Annotated in this window: 13 protein-coding genes; 11 read left to right on the top strand and 2 right to left on the bottom strand. The window is 72.4% G+C overall.

Going from position 1 to position 17,719, the window contains the following annotated elements; all coding sequences use genetic code 11:
* Positions 1 to 96 precede the first annotated feature (96 nt).
* On the bottom strand, positions 97 to 2,595 hold the full coding sequence (locus ACSMTC_RS34160; protein ID WP_436564893.1) for a DEAD/DEAH box helicase: 2,499 nt from the start codon (positions 2,593 to 2,595) through the stop codon (positions 97 to 99).
* A 322-nt stretch (positions 2,596 to 2,917) separates the two neighbouring features.
* On the opposite strand from ACSMTC_RS34160, the gene ACSMTC_RS34165 reads away from it, so the two are divergent.
* The 6 genes from ACSMTC_RS34165 (at position 2,918) to ACSMTC_RS34190 (ending at position 8,885) form a co-directional block, all read left to right on the top strand.
* A complete protein-coding gene (locus ACSMTC_RS34165; protein WP_436563611.1) occupies positions 2,918 to 3,979 on the top strand; it encodes an aldo/keto reductase in 1,062 nt (353 codons plus the stop codon).
* Complete coding sequence (locus tag ACSMTC_RS34170) at positions 3,976 to 4,263, top strand: putative quinol monooxygenase (protein WP_436563612.1); 288 nt, start codon at positions 3,976 to 3,978, stop codon at positions 4,261 to 4,263. Before ACSMTC_RS34165 ends, ACSMTC_RS34170 begins: the two co-directional genes overlap by 4 nt.
* A 133-nt stretch (positions 4,264 to 4,396) precedes the next feature.
* Positions 4,397 to 5,239 carry a nitrilase-related carbon-nitrogen hydrolase gene (locus tag ACSMTC_RS34175; RefSeq protein ID WP_436563613.1) on the top strand — a complete coding sequence of 281 codons (843 nt, stop codon included), beginning with the start codon at positions 4,397 to 4,399 and terminating at the stop codon, positions 5,237 to 5,239.
* Positions 5,240 to 5,251: 12 nt separating this feature from the next.
* Positions 5,252 to 6,652, top strand: coding sequence for a dihydropyrimidinase (hydA, locus tag ACSMTC_RS34180; RefSeq protein ID WP_436563614.1), 1,401 nt, complete (start codon positions 5,252 to 5,254; stop codon positions 6,650 to 6,652).
* 8 nt (positions 6,653 to 6,660) lie between these two features.
* Positions 6,661 to 7,677, top strand: a complete 1,017-nt coding sequence (locus tag ACSMTC_RS34185) for a TIGR03842 family LLM class F420-dependent oxidoreductase (RefSeq protein ID WP_436563615.1) — start codon at positions 6,661 to 6,663, stop codon at positions 7,675 to 7,677.
* 305 nt (positions 7,678 to 7,982) lie between these two features.
* Positions 7,983 to 8,885 carry an ABC transporter substrate-binding protein gene (locus ACSMTC_RS34190; protein ID WP_436563616.1) on the top strand — a complete coding sequence of 301 codons (903 nt, stop codon included), beginning with the start codon at positions 7,983 to 7,985 and terminating at the stop codon, positions 8,883 to 8,885.
* A 92-nt stretch (positions 8,886 to 8,977) separates the two neighbouring features.
* On the opposite strand, the gene ACSMTC_RS34195 is transcribed toward ACSMTC_RS34190, so the two are convergent.
* Positions 8,978 to 9,910 carry a cyclase family protein gene (locus ACSMTC_RS34195; protein ID WP_436563617.1) on the bottom strand — a complete coding sequence of 311 codons (933 nt, stop codon included), beginning with the start codon at positions 9,908 to 9,910 and terminating at the stop codon, positions 8,978 to 8,980.
* A gap of 239 nt (positions 9,911 to 10,149) precedes the next feature.
* Here ACSMTC_RS34195 and ACSMTC_RS34200 point away from each other — a divergent pair, with 239 nt between their 5' ends.
* The 5 genes from ACSMTC_RS34200 to ACSMTC_RS34220 all read left to right on the top strand — a co-directional run bounded on the left by ACSMTC_RS34200 (position 10,150) and on the right by ACSMTC_RS34220 (position 17,574).
* Positions 10,150 to 12,972 (top strand): SpoIIE family protein phosphatase, encoded by a 2,823-nt coding sequence (locus ACSMTC_RS34200; protein WP_436563618.1) that lies wholly within the window; start codon positions 10,150 to 10,152, stop codon positions 12,970 to 12,972.
* Between the two features lie 125 nt (positions 12,973 to 13,097).
* Positions 13,098 to 14,636: a sugar ABC transporter ATP-binding protein gene (locus ACSMTC_RS34205; protein WP_436563619.1), complete on the top strand. Its 1,539-nt coding sequence runs from the start codon at positions 13,098 to 13,100 to the stop codon at positions 14,634 to 14,636.
* On the top strand, positions 14,633 to 15,700 hold the full coding sequence (locus ACSMTC_RS34210) for an ABC transporter permease (RefSeq protein ID WP_436563620.1): 1,068 nt from the start codon (positions 14,633 to 14,635) through the stop codon (positions 15,698 to 15,700). Before ACSMTC_RS34205 ends, ACSMTC_RS34210 begins: the two co-directional genes overlap by 4 nt.
* Positions 15,697 to 16,839, top strand: a complete 1,143-nt coding sequence (locus tag ACSMTC_RS34215) for a substrate-binding domain-containing protein (RefSeq protein WP_436563621.1) — start codon at positions 15,697 to 15,699, stop codon at positions 16,837 to 16,839. The genes ACSMTC_RS34210 and ACSMTC_RS34215 overlap by 4 nt, the downstream gene beginning before the upstream one ends.
* A gap of 141 nt (positions 16,840 to 16,980) precedes the next feature.
* Positions 16,981 to 17,574, top strand: a complete 594-nt coding sequence (locus tag ACSMTC_RS34220) for an isochorismatase family protein (protein ID WP_436563622.1) — start codon at positions 16,981 to 16,983, stop codon at positions 17,572 to 17,574.
* Positions 17,575 to 17,719: the final 145 nt, after the last annotated feature.

The raw sequence follows: 17,719 nt of genomic DNA on the forward strand, positions 1-17,719 counted from the left end.
CGTCCCGACGGGCGAGCCCCAGGACAGGGGCCACGCCGGCCGGCGGGTACCCCCGCCCGGGGCGGCGCAGCCCCCCGCGCCCCCGCAGGACGCCGCTCAGCCGCCCAGACGGTCCACGGCGGTGACCCGCAGGACCGCGCGGCCCTCCTCGTCCGAGCCGTACAGGTCGACCTCGGCGCTGATGCCCCAGTCGTGGTCCCCGTTCGGGTCGTCGAAGATCTGCCGGACCCGCCAGGCGCCCTCGTCCTCGTCCTCCTCGATCAGGAGCATCCGGGGCCCGCGCGCGTCCGGTCCGGTACCGAGGTCGTCGTACTCGTCCCAGTACCCGTCCATCGCGTCCGCCCAGCGGTCCGCGTTCCAGCCGTACTCGCCGTCCAGCTCCCCGAGTTCCTCGTAGTGCTCCAGCGCGCAGAGCTCCACCCGGCGGAACATCTCGTTGCGCACCAGCACCCGGAAGGCCCGGGCGTTGGCGGTGACCGGCGCGGGCTTCTCGTCCAGCCTGACCTCGGCGGCCTGCGGCGTGGTGGGGTTGGCCAGCTGCTCCCACTCGTCCAGCAGGCTGGAGTCGACCTGGCGGACCAGCTCGCCGAGCCAGGCGATGACGTCCTTGAGGTCGTCGGTCTTGAGGTCCTCGGGGACGGTCTGCTCCAGCGCCTTGTAGGCCCCGGCCAGGTACCGCAGCACGATGCCCTCGGTACGGGCGAGCTCGTAGAAGCCGACGTAGTCGGAGAAGGTCATCGCGCGCTCGTACAGGTCGCGGATCACCGACTTGGGCTGCAGCGGGTGGTCGCCGATCCACGGGTGCGCCCGGCGGTAGACGTCGTACGCGTGGCCGAGCAGTTCCTCCAGCGGCTTGGGGTAGGTGATCTCCTGCAGCCGCTCCATCCGCTCCTCGTACTCGATGCCGTCGCGCTTCATCTCGGCGACGGCCTCGCCGCGCGCCTTGTTCTCCTGCGAGGCGAGGATCTGGCGCGGGTCGTCGAGGGTGGCCTCGACCACCGAGACCACGTCCATCGCGTACGAGGGCGAGGTGGGGTCGAGCAGTTCGAAGGCGGCCAGCGCGAAGGTGGAGAGCGGCTGGTTGAGCGCGAAGTTCTCCTGCAGGTCCAGGGTGAGGCGGACGGTCCGGCCCTCGGCGTCGGGCTCCTCCAGCCGCTCGATCACACCGCCCTCCAGCAGCGAGCGGTAGACGGCGATGGCGTTGCGGATGTGGCGGCGCTGCGCGGGGCGGTCCTCGTGGTTGTCGGTGAGCAGCTTGCGCATCGCCTCGAAGGCGTTGCCCGGGCGGCCGATCACCGAGAGCAGCATGGCGTGGCTGATCTTGAAGCGGGAGACCAGCGGCTCGGGGTCGGCGGCGATCAGCCGCTCGAAGGTCTCCTCGCTCCAGCCGACGAAGCCCTCCGGCGCCTTCTTGCGCACCACCTTGCGGCGCTTCTTGGGGTCCTCGCCGGCCTTGGCGAGCAGCTTCTCGTTCTCCACCACGTGCTCGGGTGCCTGCGCGACCACCTGGCCCACGGTGTCGAAACCGGCCCGGCCGGCGCGTCCGGCGATCTGGTGGAACTCCCGGGCGCGCAGCACCCGCACCCGCTGGCCGTCGTACTTGGACAGGGCGGTGAACAGCACGGTGCGGATCGGCACGTTGACGCCCACGCCGAGCGTGTCGGTACCGCAGATGACCTTCAACAGGCCGGCCTGGGCGAGGCGTTCGACCAGGCGGCGGTACTTGGGCAGCATGCCCGCGTGGTGCACGCCGATGCCGTGCCGGACGTAACGGGACAGGTTGCGGCCGAACTTGGTGGTGAAGCGGAAGTTGCCGATCAGGTCGGCGATGGCGTCCTTCTCCGCCTTGGAGCACATGTTGATGCTCATCAGCGACTGGGCCCGCTCGACGGCCTCCTTCTGCGTGAAGTGCACCACGTAGACCGGCGCCTGGCCGGTCTTCAGCAGCTCCTCCAGGGTGTCGTGCAGGGTGGTGCGCCGGTACTCGTAGAAGAGCGGCACCGGGCGGGTGGCGGAGCGGACCACGGCGGTCGCGCGGCCGGTACGGCGGGTCAGGTCCTCCTCGAAGCGGCGCACGTCGCCGAGGGTGGCGGAGATCAGCAGGAACTGCGCCTGCGGGAGTTCCAGGATCGGGATCTGCCAGGCCCAGCCGCGGTCCGGCTCGGCGTAGAAGTGGAACTCGTCCATCACGACCTGGCCGATGTCGGCCCGCTCGCCGTCGCGCAGCGCGATCTGCGCCAGCACCTCGGCGGTGCAGCAGATGATCGGCGCGGTCGGGTTGACGCTGGCGTCGCCGGTCATCATGCCGACCTGCTCGGTGCCGAACATCTTCACCAGGTCGAAGAACTTCTCCGACACCAGCGCCTTGATCGGCGCGGTGTAGAAGGTCCGCTTGCCCTCGGCCAGCGCGGCGAAGTGCGCGCCCGCCGCGACCAGGCTCTTCCCTGAGCCGGTCGGGGTGGCGAGGATCACGTTGTTCCCGGAGAGCAGCTCGATCAGCGCCTCCTCCTGGGCCGGGTAGAGGGTGATGCCCCGCTCCTGCACCCACTCGACGAAGGTCTCGTACAGCGCATCGGGAGTGGCAGGGCTCGGCATCAGGTCCAGGAGGGTCACGTCGCTATCTTGCCTGCTGGTGATCCTCCCGGGCAAAGCGTTCGGCGCAGCCGACCGGCGGGAGCGGGGCGGCCCCGCCCGGGCCGCCCGGTTCCACGGCGTACGCGATCAGTGCCCGGCCGGGGTCGCCCGGCGGCCGCGGCGTCCCGCACGCCGGCCCCGGCCGGCCCGTGCGGACCGTCAGCGCGGACGGCGCGGCATTCGGCCTGGCCCTGCCGGATCCGGGTAAAGAACGGACCTGGAACAGCCGATCCGGCAGAGGCAGGCTTGTTGCCGTGAGCCCACCGAACGCGAATGGAGCGACATGACCGACACACCCCTCGTCCCGCTCGGCAGCACCGATATGACGATCAGTCGGATCGGCTTCGGTGCCTGGGCCATCGGCGGCGCCGACTGGCGCTACAGCTGGGGCGCCCAGGACGACAGCGAGTCGATCGCCGCCATCCACCGCGCCGCCGACCTCGGGGTCAACTGGATCGACACCGCCGCCGTCTACGGCCTCGGCCACTCCGAGCAGGTGGTCGGCCGGGCGGTGGCCGGGCTGCCCGAGAGCCGCCGCCCGTACGTGTTCACCAAGTGCGGCCTGGTCTGGGACGAGAACGACCGGCTCGCCTCGCCGCGCAAGATCATGAAGCCCGCGAGCGTCCGCCGCGAGCTGGAGGACTCGCTGCGCCGGCTGGGCGTCGAGCGGATCGACCTCTACCAGGTGCACTGGCCCGGGGACGGGCAGCCGCTGGAGTGGGGTGCCGGGGGCGGTGCCGACCAGGGCGGCGGAACTCCGCTGGAGGAGTACTGGCAGCTGATGGCCGACCTGAGGGCCGAGGGCAAGGTCCGCGCCATCGGGCTCTCCAACCACAGCCCCGAACAGCTCGCCGTCGCCGAGAAGACCGCCCACGTCGACTCGATCCAGCCGCAGTTCTCCCTGCTCAGCCGGGACGCGGCGGCCGAACTGCGCTGGGCGGCCGACCACCGGACGGGCGGCATCGTCTACCAGCCGCTCGGCTCCGGGCTGCTCACCGGCGCCTTCTCCGCCGAGCGGGTCGCCGCTCTGGACCCGGCCGACTGGCGGCGCGGCCACCCCGACTTCACCACCCACCTCGACCGCAACCTCGCCCTGGTGGCCGCGCTGCGCCCGATCGCCGAGCGGCACGGCACCACCGTCCCCGCCGTGGCCATCGCCTGGACCCTGGCCTGGCCGGGCGTCACCGGCGCCATCGTCGGCGCCCGGCGCCCCGCCCAGCTGGACGACTGGGCCTCGGCCACCACCCTGAACCTCACCGCCGACGACCTGTCGGAGATCGCGGCCGCTCTCGACCGCACCGGAGCCGGCAGTGGCCCCGTCCACCCGGAGGAAACCACCCGATGATCCTGATCGCCGAACTGACCACCAGGCCGGACCAGGCCGAGCGCCTGCGCACCATGCTGGAAGGCATGATCGAGCCCTCGCTGGACGAACCGGGATGCATCGGCTACCAGCCGCTGGTCGACCCGAACCACCCCGAGCGGATGGTGGTCCTGGAGGAGTGGCGGGACGAGGAGGCGCTCCAGGAGCACTTCGCCACCCCGCACTACCGGCACGCCAAGGCGGTCCTGGACGAGATCCTCGCGGAGCCCGCCGTGCTGCGCCGGCTGGCTCCGACGGAGGTCTGAGCCCACCGGATTCCGCGGCCGGAGCAGTACCGAAGGGAAACGGCTTCCCGGCGTTACAGCGTGGCACTACACGTGGCGCCGGGAAGCTCCTAGTCTCAACGGTCTACAGCACCTTCGTCGAAGGAGTAGACCGATGAGCCGAGTCGTTCGAGCAGCTCTCTTCCAGACGGCCTGGACGGGAGACTCGGAAACGATGATCGCGGCCCATGAGCGGGCGGCCCGGGACGCGGCCGCGCAGGGCGCCCAGATCATCGGCTTCCAGGAGGTCTTCAACGCCCCGTACTTCTGCCAGGTGCAGGAGCCGGAGCACTACCGCTGGGCCGAGCCCGTCCCGGACGGTCCGACCGTGCGCCGGATGCGGGACCTGGCGCGGGAGCTGGGGATGGTGATCGTCGTCCCGGTGTACGAGATCGAGCAGTCCGGCTTCTACTACAACACCGCCGCCGTGATCGACGCCGACGGCAGCTACCTCGGCAAGTACCGCAAGCACCACATCCCGCAGGTCAAGGGCTTCTGGGAGAAGTACTACTTCAAGCCCGGCAACCTCGGCTGGCCGGTCTTCGACACCGCCGTCGGCAAGGTCGGGGTCTACATCTGCTACGACCGGCACTTCCCCGAGGGCTGGCGGGCGCTCGGCCTGGCCGGCGCCGAGATCGTGTACAACCCCTCCGCGACCAGCCGGAGCCTGTCCTCCTACCTCTGGCAGCTGGAACAGCCCGCCGCCGCCGTCGCCAACGAGTACTACATCGCCGCGATCAACCGGGTCGGCGTGGAGGAGTACGGCGACAACGACTTCTACGGCACCTCGTACTTCGTCGACCCGCGCGGCCAGTTCGTCGGGGAGACCGCCTCCGACAAGGACGAGGAGCTCCTGGTCCGCGACCTCGACCTGGACCTGATCGAGCAGGTCCGCCAGCAGTGGGCCTTCTACCGGGACCGCCGCCCCGACGCCTACGGCCCGCTCACCGAGGCCTGAGAGGAGCGGACCGTGAACCGCACCGTGATCCGCGGCGGCCTGGTGGTCACCGCCGCCGAGGAACTGCACGCCGACGTCCTGATCGAGGGCGAGAAGGTGGTCGCGCTGGCCTCCTACGGCAGCGCCGCCGCCGAGAGCTGGACGGCCGAGAAGGTGCTCGACGCCCGCGGGCTGTACGTCATCCCCGGCGGCGTGGACGCCCACACCCACATGGAGCTGCCGTTCGGCGGCACCTTCGCCTCCGACACCTTCGAGACCGGCACCAGGGCCGCAGCCTGGGGCGGCACCACCACCATCGTGGACTTCGCCGTCCAGTCGGTCGGCTCCTCGCTGCGCGAGGGCCTGGACGCCTGGCACGAGAAGGCCCAGGGCAACTGCGCGATCGACTACGGCTTCCACATGATCCTGGCCGACGTCACCGAGCACAGCCTGGCGGAGATGGACCTGCTGGTCGCCGAGGGCGTCACCTCGTTCAAACTCTTCATGGCCTACCCCGGCGTCTTCTACAGCGACGACGGGAAGATCCTGCGCGCCATGCAGCGCGGCGCCGACAACGGCGGCCTGATCATGATGCACGCCGAGAACGGCATCGCCATCGACGTCCTGGTGGAACAGGCCCTCGCGGCGGGCAGAACCGACCCCCGCTACCACGGCGAGGTCCGCCGCGAGCTCCTGGAGGCGGAGGCCACCCACCGCGCGGTCAAGCTGGCCCAGGTGGCCGGCGCCCCCCTCTACGTCGTACACGTCTCCGCCGCCTCGGCGGTCGCCGAGATCGCCGCGGCCCGCCGCCAGGGCCTCGACGTGTTCGGCGAGACCTGTCCGCAGTACCTCTTCCTGTCCACCGACAACCTGGCCGAACCCGGCTTCGAGGGCGCCAAGTACGTCTGCTCCACCCCGCTGCGCCCGCGCGAGCACCAGGCCGAACTGTGGAAGGCGCTGCGCACGGGCGACCTCCAGGTGGTCTCCACCGACCACTGCCCGTTCTGCTTCAGCGGCCAGAAGGAGCTCGGCCGCGGCGACTTCTCCAAGATCCCCAACGGCCTGCCCGGCGTGGAGAACCGGATGGACCTGCTCCACCAGGCGGTCGTCGAGGGCCGGATCTCCCGCCGCCGCTGGATCGACATCGCCTGCGCCACCCCCGCCCGGATGTTCGGCCTCTACCCGCGCAAGGGCACCATCGCCCCCGGTGCCGACGCCGACGTCGTCCTCTACGACCCCGCGGCCCGGCAGACCATCTCCGCCGAAACCCACCACATGAACGTCGACTACTCCGCGTACGAGGGGAAAGAGATCACCGGCAAGGTCCGCACCGTGCTCTCCCGGGGCACCGTCGTCATCGACGGCGACGCCTACCTCGGCCGGGCGGGACACGGACGCTACCAACCGCGCGCCACCTGTCAGTACCTCGCCTAAGGAGACCAGTGGACATCGGACTCGTGCTCCAGACCGACCCGCCCGCGCAGCTGCTCGTCGAGCGGATGAAGCGGGCCGAGGCGGCGGGCTTCACCCATGGCTGGACCTTCGACTCGGTGGTGCTCTGGCAGGAGCCATTCGTCATCTACAGCCGGATCCTCGCGGAGACCAGCCGCCTGACCGTCGGCCCGATGGTCACCAACCCCGCCACCCGCACCTGGGAGGTGACCGCCTCCCTGTTCGCCACCCTCAACGACATGTACGGCAACCGCACCGTCTGCGGCATCGGTCGCGGCGACTCCGCGCAGCGGGTGGCCGGCCGCCGCCCCGCGACCCTGGACCTGCTCTCGCACGCCATGCACGCCATCAAGGAGCTCGCCGAGGGCCGTGAGGCCCGGGTGGACGGCACCGTCGTCCACCTGCCGTGGGTCAAGCCCGGCTCCCGGCTCCCGGTCTGGATGGCCGCGTACGGTCCGAAGGCCCTCGCCCTGACCGGTCGCCAGGCCGACGGCTTCATCCTCCAGCTCGCCGACCCCTTCCTCACCGAGTGGATGGTCAAGGCCGTCCGAGAAGCCGCCGCCGAAGCCGGCCGGGACCCTGCCTCGATCACCGTCTGCGTCGCCGCCCCCGCGTACGTCACCGAGGACGACTCGCCCGCCGCGCTGGCCCATGCCCGGGAGCAGTGCCGCTGGTTCGGCGGCATGGTCGGCAACCACGTCGCCGACCTGGTCGCCCGCTACGGCGAGCACTCCGGCCTGGTCCCCGACGCCCTCACCGACTACATCAAGAACCGCCACGGCTACGACTACGCCCACCACGGCCGGGCCGGGAACCCCGACACCGCCTTCGTCCCCGACGAGATCGTCGACCGCTTCTGCCTGATCGGCCCGCCCCGGGCCCACCTGGAGCGCCTCGCCGAACTGCGCGCCCTCGGCGTCGACCAGTTCGCCGTCTACGCCATGCACGACGCTGTGGAGTCCACCATCGACGCCTACGGCGAGAGCATCATCCCCGCGCTCGGCTGACATGGACCGGGCGGCCCATCCGGCGCGGGGTGGGCCGCCCGACCGCCGGCCGGTCCGGGAGCAGCGGCCGGCCGGGTCCGGCCGGGCATGACGAAGTAACCGCCGGGCTGCGAACATTTGCTGAACGTCTGTCGGGCACGGTCGCTATAGTCTGACCGGCTCCGCCTTCGGACGCTGCCGGGGCCCGCCCCCGGCCGCCTCGGTGGGCGGGATGCCGTTTCACCGGAACGGGGCCGGTGGGTGCGGTCGACGAGGCCGGTGGTCACCATGCCCCGACGTGCCTCCACCACCCGGGAGTATCGAAGATGACCGCCTTCACCAGCCGCTGCTGCGGTGCCGTAGCCGCCGTCAGCGCCGGAGCCCTGCTGCTGAGCGCCTGTGGTTCGAGCAGCAGCAGCGTCTCACTGCACGACCAGCTGCCCGAGGCGATCCGGAAGGCCGGGGCGATCGAGGTGGGCGCGTCGCTCACCGCCGCCCCGGTGGTCTTCAAGAGCCCGGACGGACTGCCGGACGGCCTCGATCCCGATCTCGCCGCCGCCCTGGGGCAGGTGCTCGGCGTCAAAGTCGACTTCCAGGACGTCGGTCCCTTCGCGAACGTGCTCCCCGGGCTGCTGAGCAAGAAGTACGACATCGCGATGTCCGGGATCACCGACACCCGCGACCGCGAGCAGGGCGTCGACAACAACAACAAGCACATCAACGACGGTGTGGACTTCGTCGACTACTTCATGGCCGGCTTCGGGACGGTGGTCCGGAAGGGCAACCCCAAGAAGATCTCCACCCTGGACGACCTGTGCGGCAGGACGCTGGCGGTGAAGAAGGGCACCATCCACGACGACTTCGCGGCCAACCAGCAGAAGGCGTGCGAACACTCCGGCAAGCCGCTGAAGGTCGTGGAGGCGGACGCCGACGAGAAGGCGCTGGCCGCCCTGCGCGACGACGAGGCGGACGCGTACCTCACCGACTACCCGAAGGCGCAGTACAGCGCCCAGACCGTCGACGGAGGCCAGACCTTCGAGCTCGCCGGTTCCCAACTGCAGCCCCGCCCCTACGGGATAGCCGTCCGCAAGGACGAAAGCCAGCTGCGGGACATCCTGGTGAAGGCGATGAACACGATCGTCAGGAACGGCACCTATGACGGCCTGCTCGCGAAGCGGCAGCTCTCGGCCGGTGCGGTCCAGGACTCCGTGGTCAACGGCAGCAGCTGAGCAGATCCGGCAACTGGCCCTTCTTAAAGGATGATTGACGTTCAGTCAGTTCTCCTTCGGTGCTGGGGGAAGCGGGCTGCGGGCCTCGACCGTCAGAAGACGGCGAGCGGATTGACCGGAGAGCCCGTGCCCCCGGGGATGTTCAGCGGGGCGGCGACGAAGAGGAACTCCCAGCGGGAGAGACGGGCGCAGGTCTCGGCCAGCGGCTCCAGGTCCATGTTGTCGATCAGGGGCAGCCCCATGGTGGTGACGGCCAGCACATGGACCGGGGAGTGGACGCCGGGGACGGGGCTCGGACGCACGTCGCTGTCGCCGTCGCCGCCCAGCACCGAGGCCCGCGACCCGTCCAGGACGGACATCGCACCGGGGTGCAGCCCCGCGCTGAGGCCGTCCGGATCCCAGGGGCCCAGCCGCCGTCTCCGGGCGAGGTGGCCCGTGCGCACCAGGACGGCGTCCCCGGGACGGAGCGGGCTGCCCTGCCGCTCGGCGCAGGCGGTCAGCTCCGGGCCGCCGATCGCCGTCCCCGGCTCCAGCCAGTCGAGGCCGCGCAGCCGAGCCACGTCCAGCAGCACGCCCCGACCCACCAGCCCGGGCAGCAGGTCGGTCACCGCGCCGTAGGAGGCACCCCGCGAGGAGAGCACCTCCCGGGCCGGCACTCCCGCGAAGAGCAGTCCGCGGTAGGCGATGTGGCAGAGCGCGTCCAGGTGCGTCTGTGCCTTCCCGTGGTAGTCGGCGGCGATGAAGTCCTTGTGCACGGTCGGCTCGGGCGGCGTGACGTCCGCCAGTTCGGTCATCAGGTGCAGAGCGGGCCGGCGGTTGTCGGGCCCCGCGACGCAGTCCCACGGCCGCCCCATGGCGACGACCTCGCCGGTGCGCACCAGGCGGGCCGCCGCCGCACGCGCGGACCGGGGCGGAGCGGGGAGGCGGTCGCGGCGCAGCCGCTCGAAGAGCGCGTCGAACTCCGCGCGTTCCATCGCCGGACCGCCATCGGCGGGCCGCTCGGGTGGGAAGGCAGAACCACTCATGGCGCTCCTTGGACCGACCGGCCATAGGCCCCGCGTCCCCCGTACAGCCGATGATGCGGTGGCGGTCGGCAGGGTGCCACCGAGGGCCGCGCGCCGCCGTGGCGGCGCGGTGCGGGTGGTGGCTGCTCCGCGGCCGGGGCGGGCGCCGTGCCACGGCCCGGGCGGTCGTGAGGAATCCGCCTCGTGGGCGAAGTCCTAATATTGCTTCGAAGGGGGCAGCCCCTCGGAGTGTGAGTGCCGTGGCGATCGTGACAGGTGCCGACGAGGTGGGCACAGGCCCCACCCGCGTCCGTGAGCGGTTCCTGCACAACGGCTCGGTCGAGGGCGGGGTGCGTGACCTGATCCTGAGCTCCTGGCAGCGCTCCCAGCTGCTGGGGCTCTCACCGGACCGGATCGAGCTGCCGTACCGGCCGGACTTCGAACCGGACGGCCGGCTCATCCGCGCGGCCCGGCCCGTGCTGGAACGGCTGGCGGCCAGGTTCGCGGGCAGCCCGATGAACGTGGCGCTCTCCGACGGCGCCGGCATGGTGCTGCAACGCCGCTTCGGCGATCCGTCCATGGCCAGGAGCCTGCCCGAGTTCCAGAGCACCCCCGGCTTCGTGTTCGCCGAGCGGTACGGGGGGACCAACGGTATCGGCCTCGCCCTCGCCGAGCGGCGGCTGTGCCACGTCTACGGGGCCGAACACTTCGCCGAGCGGTCCCAGACCAACGGCTGTACGGCGATCCCGGTCCGCGACCCGCTCAGCGGGCGCATCGAGGGCGTCCTCTGCCTCGGCTTCCCGAGCAACTACGCGGACCCGGCGCTGGACACCGTGATCCGCAAGGCGGCCGCCGTCATCGAACGGCGACTGCTGCAGCAGAGCTCGGCGCGGGAACGCGCGCTGCTGCGGGCGTACCTCGACTCCGGGCGCCTGGTGCGGAGCGGTGAGCCGACCGCGGACGGGCAGCGCCTGATCGGGGTGGACGAGCTGGCCCGGAGCGGACTGGACCACCGCGACCAGGCGGTCCTCACGGAGCGGGCCGCCGAGCTGATCTCCCGGGCCCAGCGGGCCGCCGTCGAGGTGACCCTCTCCCGAGGACGCCGGGTCACCCTCGTGAGCCGCCCGGTGACGAGCCGGTCCGGGGTGGAGGGCGTCGTCATCGAGGCGGTCCTGCACGGCGACACGGTGCGGCCGCGGCTCGACGTCCCCGGCCATGCCGGCGGGCGGCTCGGCCCTTCGGAGGGTGCCACCCCGCCCGTTCCGGCGGCCGGGCGCCCCGGAGCCCCCGCCGGTGCCGGCGAACGCGGCACCGCCACCGGGCTGCTGCTCGTGGGCGAACCGGGAGTGGGCAAGTACGCCGTCGCGGCCCGCCGACGCCTGGAGCTGCTGTCCGAGGCCAGCGCCCGCATCGGCACCACCCTGGACGTGACCCGCACCGCCGGGGAACTCGCCGAGATGGCCGTCCCGCGCCTGGCCGACTACGTCACCATCGACCTGCCCGAGGCCGTGCTGCGCGGCGAGGAGTCCGCCGATCCGCGCGGCGACCTCCGCCGCACGGTGGTCCACGGCATCCGTGACGACTGCCCGTTCTACCCGGTGGGCGAGCGGGTCGACCTGAGCCCCACCACCCCCCAGGCGCGGTGCCTGGTCAACGGGCAGGCGGTACTGGAACCCGATCTGAGCACGGCCGCCGGCTGGCTCGCCCAGGACGCCGAGGCGGGCGAGCGCATCCTCGCGGCGGGCGTCCACTCCCTGATCACCGTCCCGCTGCTCGCCCGCGGCCTCGTCCTGGGCGTCGCCAGCTTCTACCGGGCGCAGGACTCCGCGCCCTTCGGCGACGACGACCGCTCGCTGGCCCAGGAACTCGCCACCCGCGCCGCGGTCTGCATCGACAACGCGCGGCGGTACACCCGCGAGCACACCATGGTGCTGGCCCTGCAGCGCAGCCTGCTCCCGCGCGGCCTGCCCGAGCAGAACGCCGTCGAGGTCGCCCACCGCTACCTGCCCGCCGAGTCCGGTGTGGGCGGCGACTGGTTCGACGTCATCCCGCTCTCCGGCGCCCGGGTCGCCCTGGTGGTCGGCGACGTGGTGGGCCACGGACTGCACGCCGCCGCCACCATGGGGCGGCTGCGCACCGCCGTGCACAACTTCTCCGAACTGGACCTCGCCCCTGACGAACTCCTCACCCACCTGGACAACCTGGTGGGCCGCCTCGACCGGGAGCACGACACGGAGCCCGCCGCCGGCAGCGCGGGCGTCATCGGGGCCTCCTGCCTGTACGCCGTCTACGACCCGACCACCCAGCGCTGCACCCTGGCCCGGGCCGGCCACCCGCCACCCGCGGTGGTCCATCCGGACGGCACGGTGACGCTCCCCGAGCTCCCCGCCGGGCCGCCGCTCGGCCTGGGCGGCCTCCCCTTCGAGACCGCCGAGATCGACCTCCCCGAGGGCAGCCGGCTGGTCCTCTACTCCGACGGACTCATCGAGGACCGCCACCGCGACGTCGACACGGTCCTCGGCCGGCTGTGCGGCGCGCTGGCCGACCGGGACCGCTCTCCCGAGGACACCTGCCGCGCGGTCCTGGACGCCGTGGTGCCCGAACACCTCGTCGACGACGTGACACTGCTCGTCGCCCGCACCCGCGCGCTGCCACCCGACCGGATCGCCGCCTGGGACGTGCCCGCCGACCCGGCCGGCGTCGCCGGGATCCGAGCCGCCGTCACCCGCAGGCTGAGCGACTGGGGTCTCGAGGAGGTCGCGTTCGTCACCGAACTGCTGCTCAGTGAGCTGGTCACCAACGCCATCCGGTACGGCACCGAGCCCATCAGGGTCCGCCTGGTCCACGACCGCACCCTGATCTGCGAGGTCTTCGACGCCAGCAGCACCGCCCCGCACCTGCGCCACGCCGCCACCACCGACGAGGGCGGCCGCGGCCTGTTCCTGGTCGCCCAGCTCGCCCGGGCCTGGGGGACCAGGTACACCCCTCGCGGCAAGGTCATCTGGGCCGAGTGCGCCCTGGACTCGCCCGCGGGCGAGCCCGACCTGTCCGCGAGCTATCTGGCGGACATTCCCGCCATCTAGCGGCGCGCCCGCCCGAAACAGTGTGTCGGCGGTGCGGCCGCGGGGGCCCAGCTGGTAGGAACGGTGCACCGCGAGACGGCGAGATCCGGCGGGAAGGCCTCGGCGGCCGGACCCAGGAGAGATCCATGCATGACGCTCCCGACACCCCGGCGGGCCCGCTCGTGCGCATCCGGGGTCTCACCAAGCGGTTCGGCGGCACCGTCGCCCTGGCCGGCGTCGACCTCGACCTCCACCGCGGCAGCGTGCTGGCCCTGCTCGGCCCGAACGGCGCCGGGAAGTCCACCCTCATCAAGATCCTCGCCGGGGTGCACCACGCCGACGAGGGCGAGGTGACGGTGGCCGGCCACCCGCTCGGCACCGAGGCCGCCACCCGGACCATGTCCTTCATCCACCAGGACCTCGGGCTGGTCGAGTGGATGACGGTCGCCGAGAACATCGCCCTGGGAACCGGCTATCCGCGCCGGCACGGACTGATCTCCTGGCGGCGGACCCGGCAGCGCTGCGCCGAGGCCCTCGGGGTCGTCGCCGGACACCTCGACCCCGATGAGCCGATCGCCCACCTCGCCCCCGCCGAGCGCTCGCTGGTCGCCATCGCCCGCGCCCTGGCGAGGCGGACCGAGCTGATCGTCCTGGACGAGCCGACCGCCGGGCTGCCCGCCGCCGACTGCGCCCGGCTCTTCGGCGTACTGCGCACCCTGCGCGACCGGGGACACGGCATCATCCACGTCACCCACCGCCTCGACGAGGTGTACCGGGTCGCCGACACCTTCGCCGTGCTGCGCGACGGCCGCCTGATCAGCTCGGGACCGCTGGCCGGCCACAGCCCCCGGTACCTGGTGCGCGACATCGTGGGCCGGGAACCGGCCGGCCACCGGCGCGCCCCCGCCCCCGCCGACGCCCCGGTCGTCCTGCGCCTGGACGGCGTCCGAACCGGGCAGGCCGGACCGGTGAGCCTTCGGCTGCGCGCCGGCGAGATCCTCGGGATGGTGGGCCTCACCGGCGCCGGCCACCTCGACCTGGGCCGCGCACTGGCCGGCGCCCGGCCGATCCTGGCCGGACGCGCTCTGCTCGACGGACGGCCCTACGCTCCGCGCTCCGTCGCCGAGGCGGTCGCCGTGGGCGTCGGCCTGGTGACCGGAGACCGCCAGGAGGCAGGCTGCGCGGCCGAGTTGACGGTGCGTGAGAACCTGCTGGCCAACCCCCGGGCAGGCGGCGTCCCGGCGCTGCACTGGATCAGCCCCCGGCGCGAGCGCGCCGAGGCCACCGCCCTGATCGACCGCTTCTCGGTGCACCCCAGGGACAGCGAGGCGCCGATCGCCACCCTGTCCGGCGGGAACCAGCAGAAGGTCATGGTCGGCCGCTGGCTCCGGGTGCGCCGGCGGCTGCTGGTCCTGGAGGAGCCGACCGCCGGCGTGGACGTCGGCGCCAAAGCCGAGATCCACCGTCTGCTGGACCAGGCGCTGGCCGCGGGCCTCGCGGTACTGCTCAGCTCCACCGACTTCGAGGAGGTCGCCACCGTGTGCCACCGCGCGCTGGTGTTCGTCGGCGGGAGAGTGACCGCCGAGCCGGCCGGATCGGCCCTCACCGTCAGCGAGTTGACCCGCGCGGCCTCGGCGATGCCCGCTGTCACCGGCGACGACGACCCGGGCACGACCGACCGATGACCGCACCCCCCTCGCGATCGCCCTCGCGCCGTTCCCGGCGAAGCCGCCTGCGGGGCCACCACCTGATCGGCAGCTACGGCCTGCCGGCCCTCGCCGCCCTGCTGTTCCTGGTCTTCTCCGTCGTGCTGCCGGACACCTTCCCCACCCTGGACAACATCTCCTCGATCCTCTCCAGCCAGTCGATCCCGGCGATCCTCGCGCTCGGCGCGACGATCCCCATCACCACCGGCAGGTTCGACCTGTCCATCGGCTACGGTCTCGGCCTCGCCCACGTCGTGGTGCTGTGGCTCATCGTGGACGGCGGCTGGCCCTGGCCCCTCGCCTGCCTGGCGGTGATCCTGGGCGGGACGGCCTTCGGGGTCCTCAACGGCCTCGTCGTCGAGTACGGCAGGATCGACTCCTTCATCGCCACGCTCGGCACCGGCAGCATCCTGTACGCCTTCTCCGGCTGGATCACCGGCGGCGCCCGGATCGTCCCCGGTGCGGGCGGCCTGCCCACCGCCTTCACCGACCTGTACGACTCCAGGTTCCTCGGCCTGCCGGTGTCCGCCTCCTACGTTGCCGTCCTCGCCGCGGCGCTGTGGCTGCTGCTGGAACGGCTGCCGCTCGGCCGGTACCTGTACGTCATCGGGGCGGGGGTCCGCACCGCCGAACTGGTCGGCATCCCCGTCCGCCGGTACAGCGTCTACGCCTTCGCCGGGTCCGGACTGGTCGTCGGCTGCGCGGGTGTCCTGCTCGCCGCGGAGCAGCAGATCGGCAACCCGAGCGTCGGCATCGACTACTTGCTGCCCGCCTTCGTCGGCGCGCTGCTCGGCTCCACCGCGATCCGGCCCGGCCGGGCCAACGCCCTGGGCACCGTGGTCGCCGTCGCCGTGCTGGCCGTCGGCCTCGCCGGAATCGGCCAGCTCGGCGCCGACTTCTGGGCCGTCCCGCTGTTCAACGGCGCGGCCCTGCTCATCGCCGTCGGCCTGGCGGGCTACTCCGCCCGGCGCCGACTGCGGGCCGGCGCAGCCAGGAGCGGCGGGTCGCCGGCAAACGGCGATGCTCCCCGGGACCTGCCGTGAACCGCGGGACCGCCCGCCGAGGCGTGGCTCTGCTGGCCGCGGCCGCCGTCCTCGCCGGCTGCCAGCGCGGCGTGTCGACCGGTGCCGGACCCGGCACCGCGGGGCCGACGGGGGCCGGCTGCCCGGCCGCGCTCGCCAGGGCCAGGGCGGACGTCCGGCAGGCGGAGCGGACGGACACCTCCTGGAAGGGCCCCACCAGCGGCCCGGCGGCGGTCCCCGGCAAGACCGTCGTCTACGTGGCCCAGACCATGACCAACCCCGGTGTCGCGGGCGTGGCGAGGGCGATGGCCGAAGCGGCGACGGTCATCGGATGGCGGGTCAGGGTGGTCGACGGACAGGGCACACCCGTCGGCGTCCAGGCGGCGTTCAACCAGGCGATCGACCTCAAGCCCTCGGGCATCGTCATCGGCGGCTTCGATCCCGCCCTGACCGCACAGCAGTTGGCGAGGGCCGAGGCGGCGCACCTCCCGCTGGTCGGCTGGCACGCGGTTCCCACGCCCGGCCCGAGCAGCAGTCCCAGGCTCTTCAGCAACATCACCACCAGCGTCGCGGACGTCGCGCGGATCAGCGCGGACTGGGTCATCGCCGAGTCCGAGGGCAACGCCGGAGTCGTGCTCTTCACCGACGACTCGATCCCGTTCGCCAAGAACAAGTCCGGCCTGATCAGGGACGGACTCGCCGACTGTCCCGGGGTCAGACTGCTGGCCGCCGAGAACATCCCGATCCCGGACGCGAGCAGCCGCACCCCTCAGGCGGTCTCCGCCCTGCTCGCCCGCTTCCAGAGCCGGTGGACCTACTCCGTGGCCGTCAACGACCTGTACTTCGCCGATGCCGCACCCGCCCTGCGGGCGGCGGGCAGACCGGGCGACGGCGCCCCGTACAACATCGGCGCGGGCGACGGCGACCCCTCGGCCTTCCAGCGCATCGAGAGCGGGCAGTTCCAGGCCGCCACCGTCCCCGAGCCGCTGGCCCAGCAGGGCTGGCAGATCGTCGACGAGTTCAACCGGGCCTTCTCCGGCGACCCCGCCACCGGATACGTCGCACCGGTGCACATCACCACGGCCGCCAACAGCGCCGGGGCCACGTCCTGGGACCCGCCGGGCTACCGCGAGGCGTACCGGAGGATCTGGGGGAGGTAGACGGCCTGCCTTGGCAGGGCGATGCGGTCGGTCGGGGCAGGGCGATGCGGTCGGTCGGGTGAATGACCGGTCCGTGCCGTGCCCGGCCGCGGCGGGACGGGCACGGATGGGGGCCCGGACCCCGTGTGGAGAGGCGTTGCCGTGAACCGTGCACTGATCGTCGTCGATGTGCAGAAGGACTTCTGCGAGGGAGGCAGCGTCCCGGTGAAGGGCGGCGCGGACCGGGCGAGCGCCATCGCCGACCTGGTCCGGCGCTCCGCCCGAGGTGAGTACTCACACGTCGTCGCCACCCGCGACCACCACATCGATCCGGGCGGCCACTTCTCCGACCACCCGGACTACGTGAACTCCTTCCCCGTGCACTGCGTGGTCGGCAGCGAGGGAAGCGCCTTCCATCCGAACTTCGCGTCCGTCGCCGACTCGGACGTCGTCGACGAGGTCTTCTACAAGGGGGCGCACTCGGCCTCCAAGAGCGGCTTCGAGGGATCGGCCGAGGACGGCACGCCGCTGGCCGACTGGCTCCGGGCACGGCACATCAGCGACCTCGACGTCGTCGGCATCGCCACCGACCACTGCGTGAAGGCCACCGCGCTGGACGGCGCGCGAGCGGGCTTCGCCGTACGCGTCCTGCTCGACTACACCGCCGGTGTCGCCGCCGACAGCACCGACAGCGCCCTCGGCGAGATGCGCCGGGAAGGCGTCGCGCTGACCGGCGAACCCGTCGTCCTCGACTGAGACCGACCCCGTGCCCCCGCCCGGTCCGCCCGGCGTGCGGAAGGGGCGTGCCGTCCAGCCGGTACGCGGTGCGGCGTGCTCGGCGAGTCCTGTTGACCGGCCGTCATCCCAGGCGGTTACGTAGGCCGCGTGGCTACACAAGGTA

This window comes from Kitasatospora sp. HPM-01-4 (genome assembly GCF_051374625.1).
Classification (GTDB): Bacteria; Actinomycetota; Actinomycetes; order Streptomycetales; family Streptomycetaceae; genus Kitasatospora.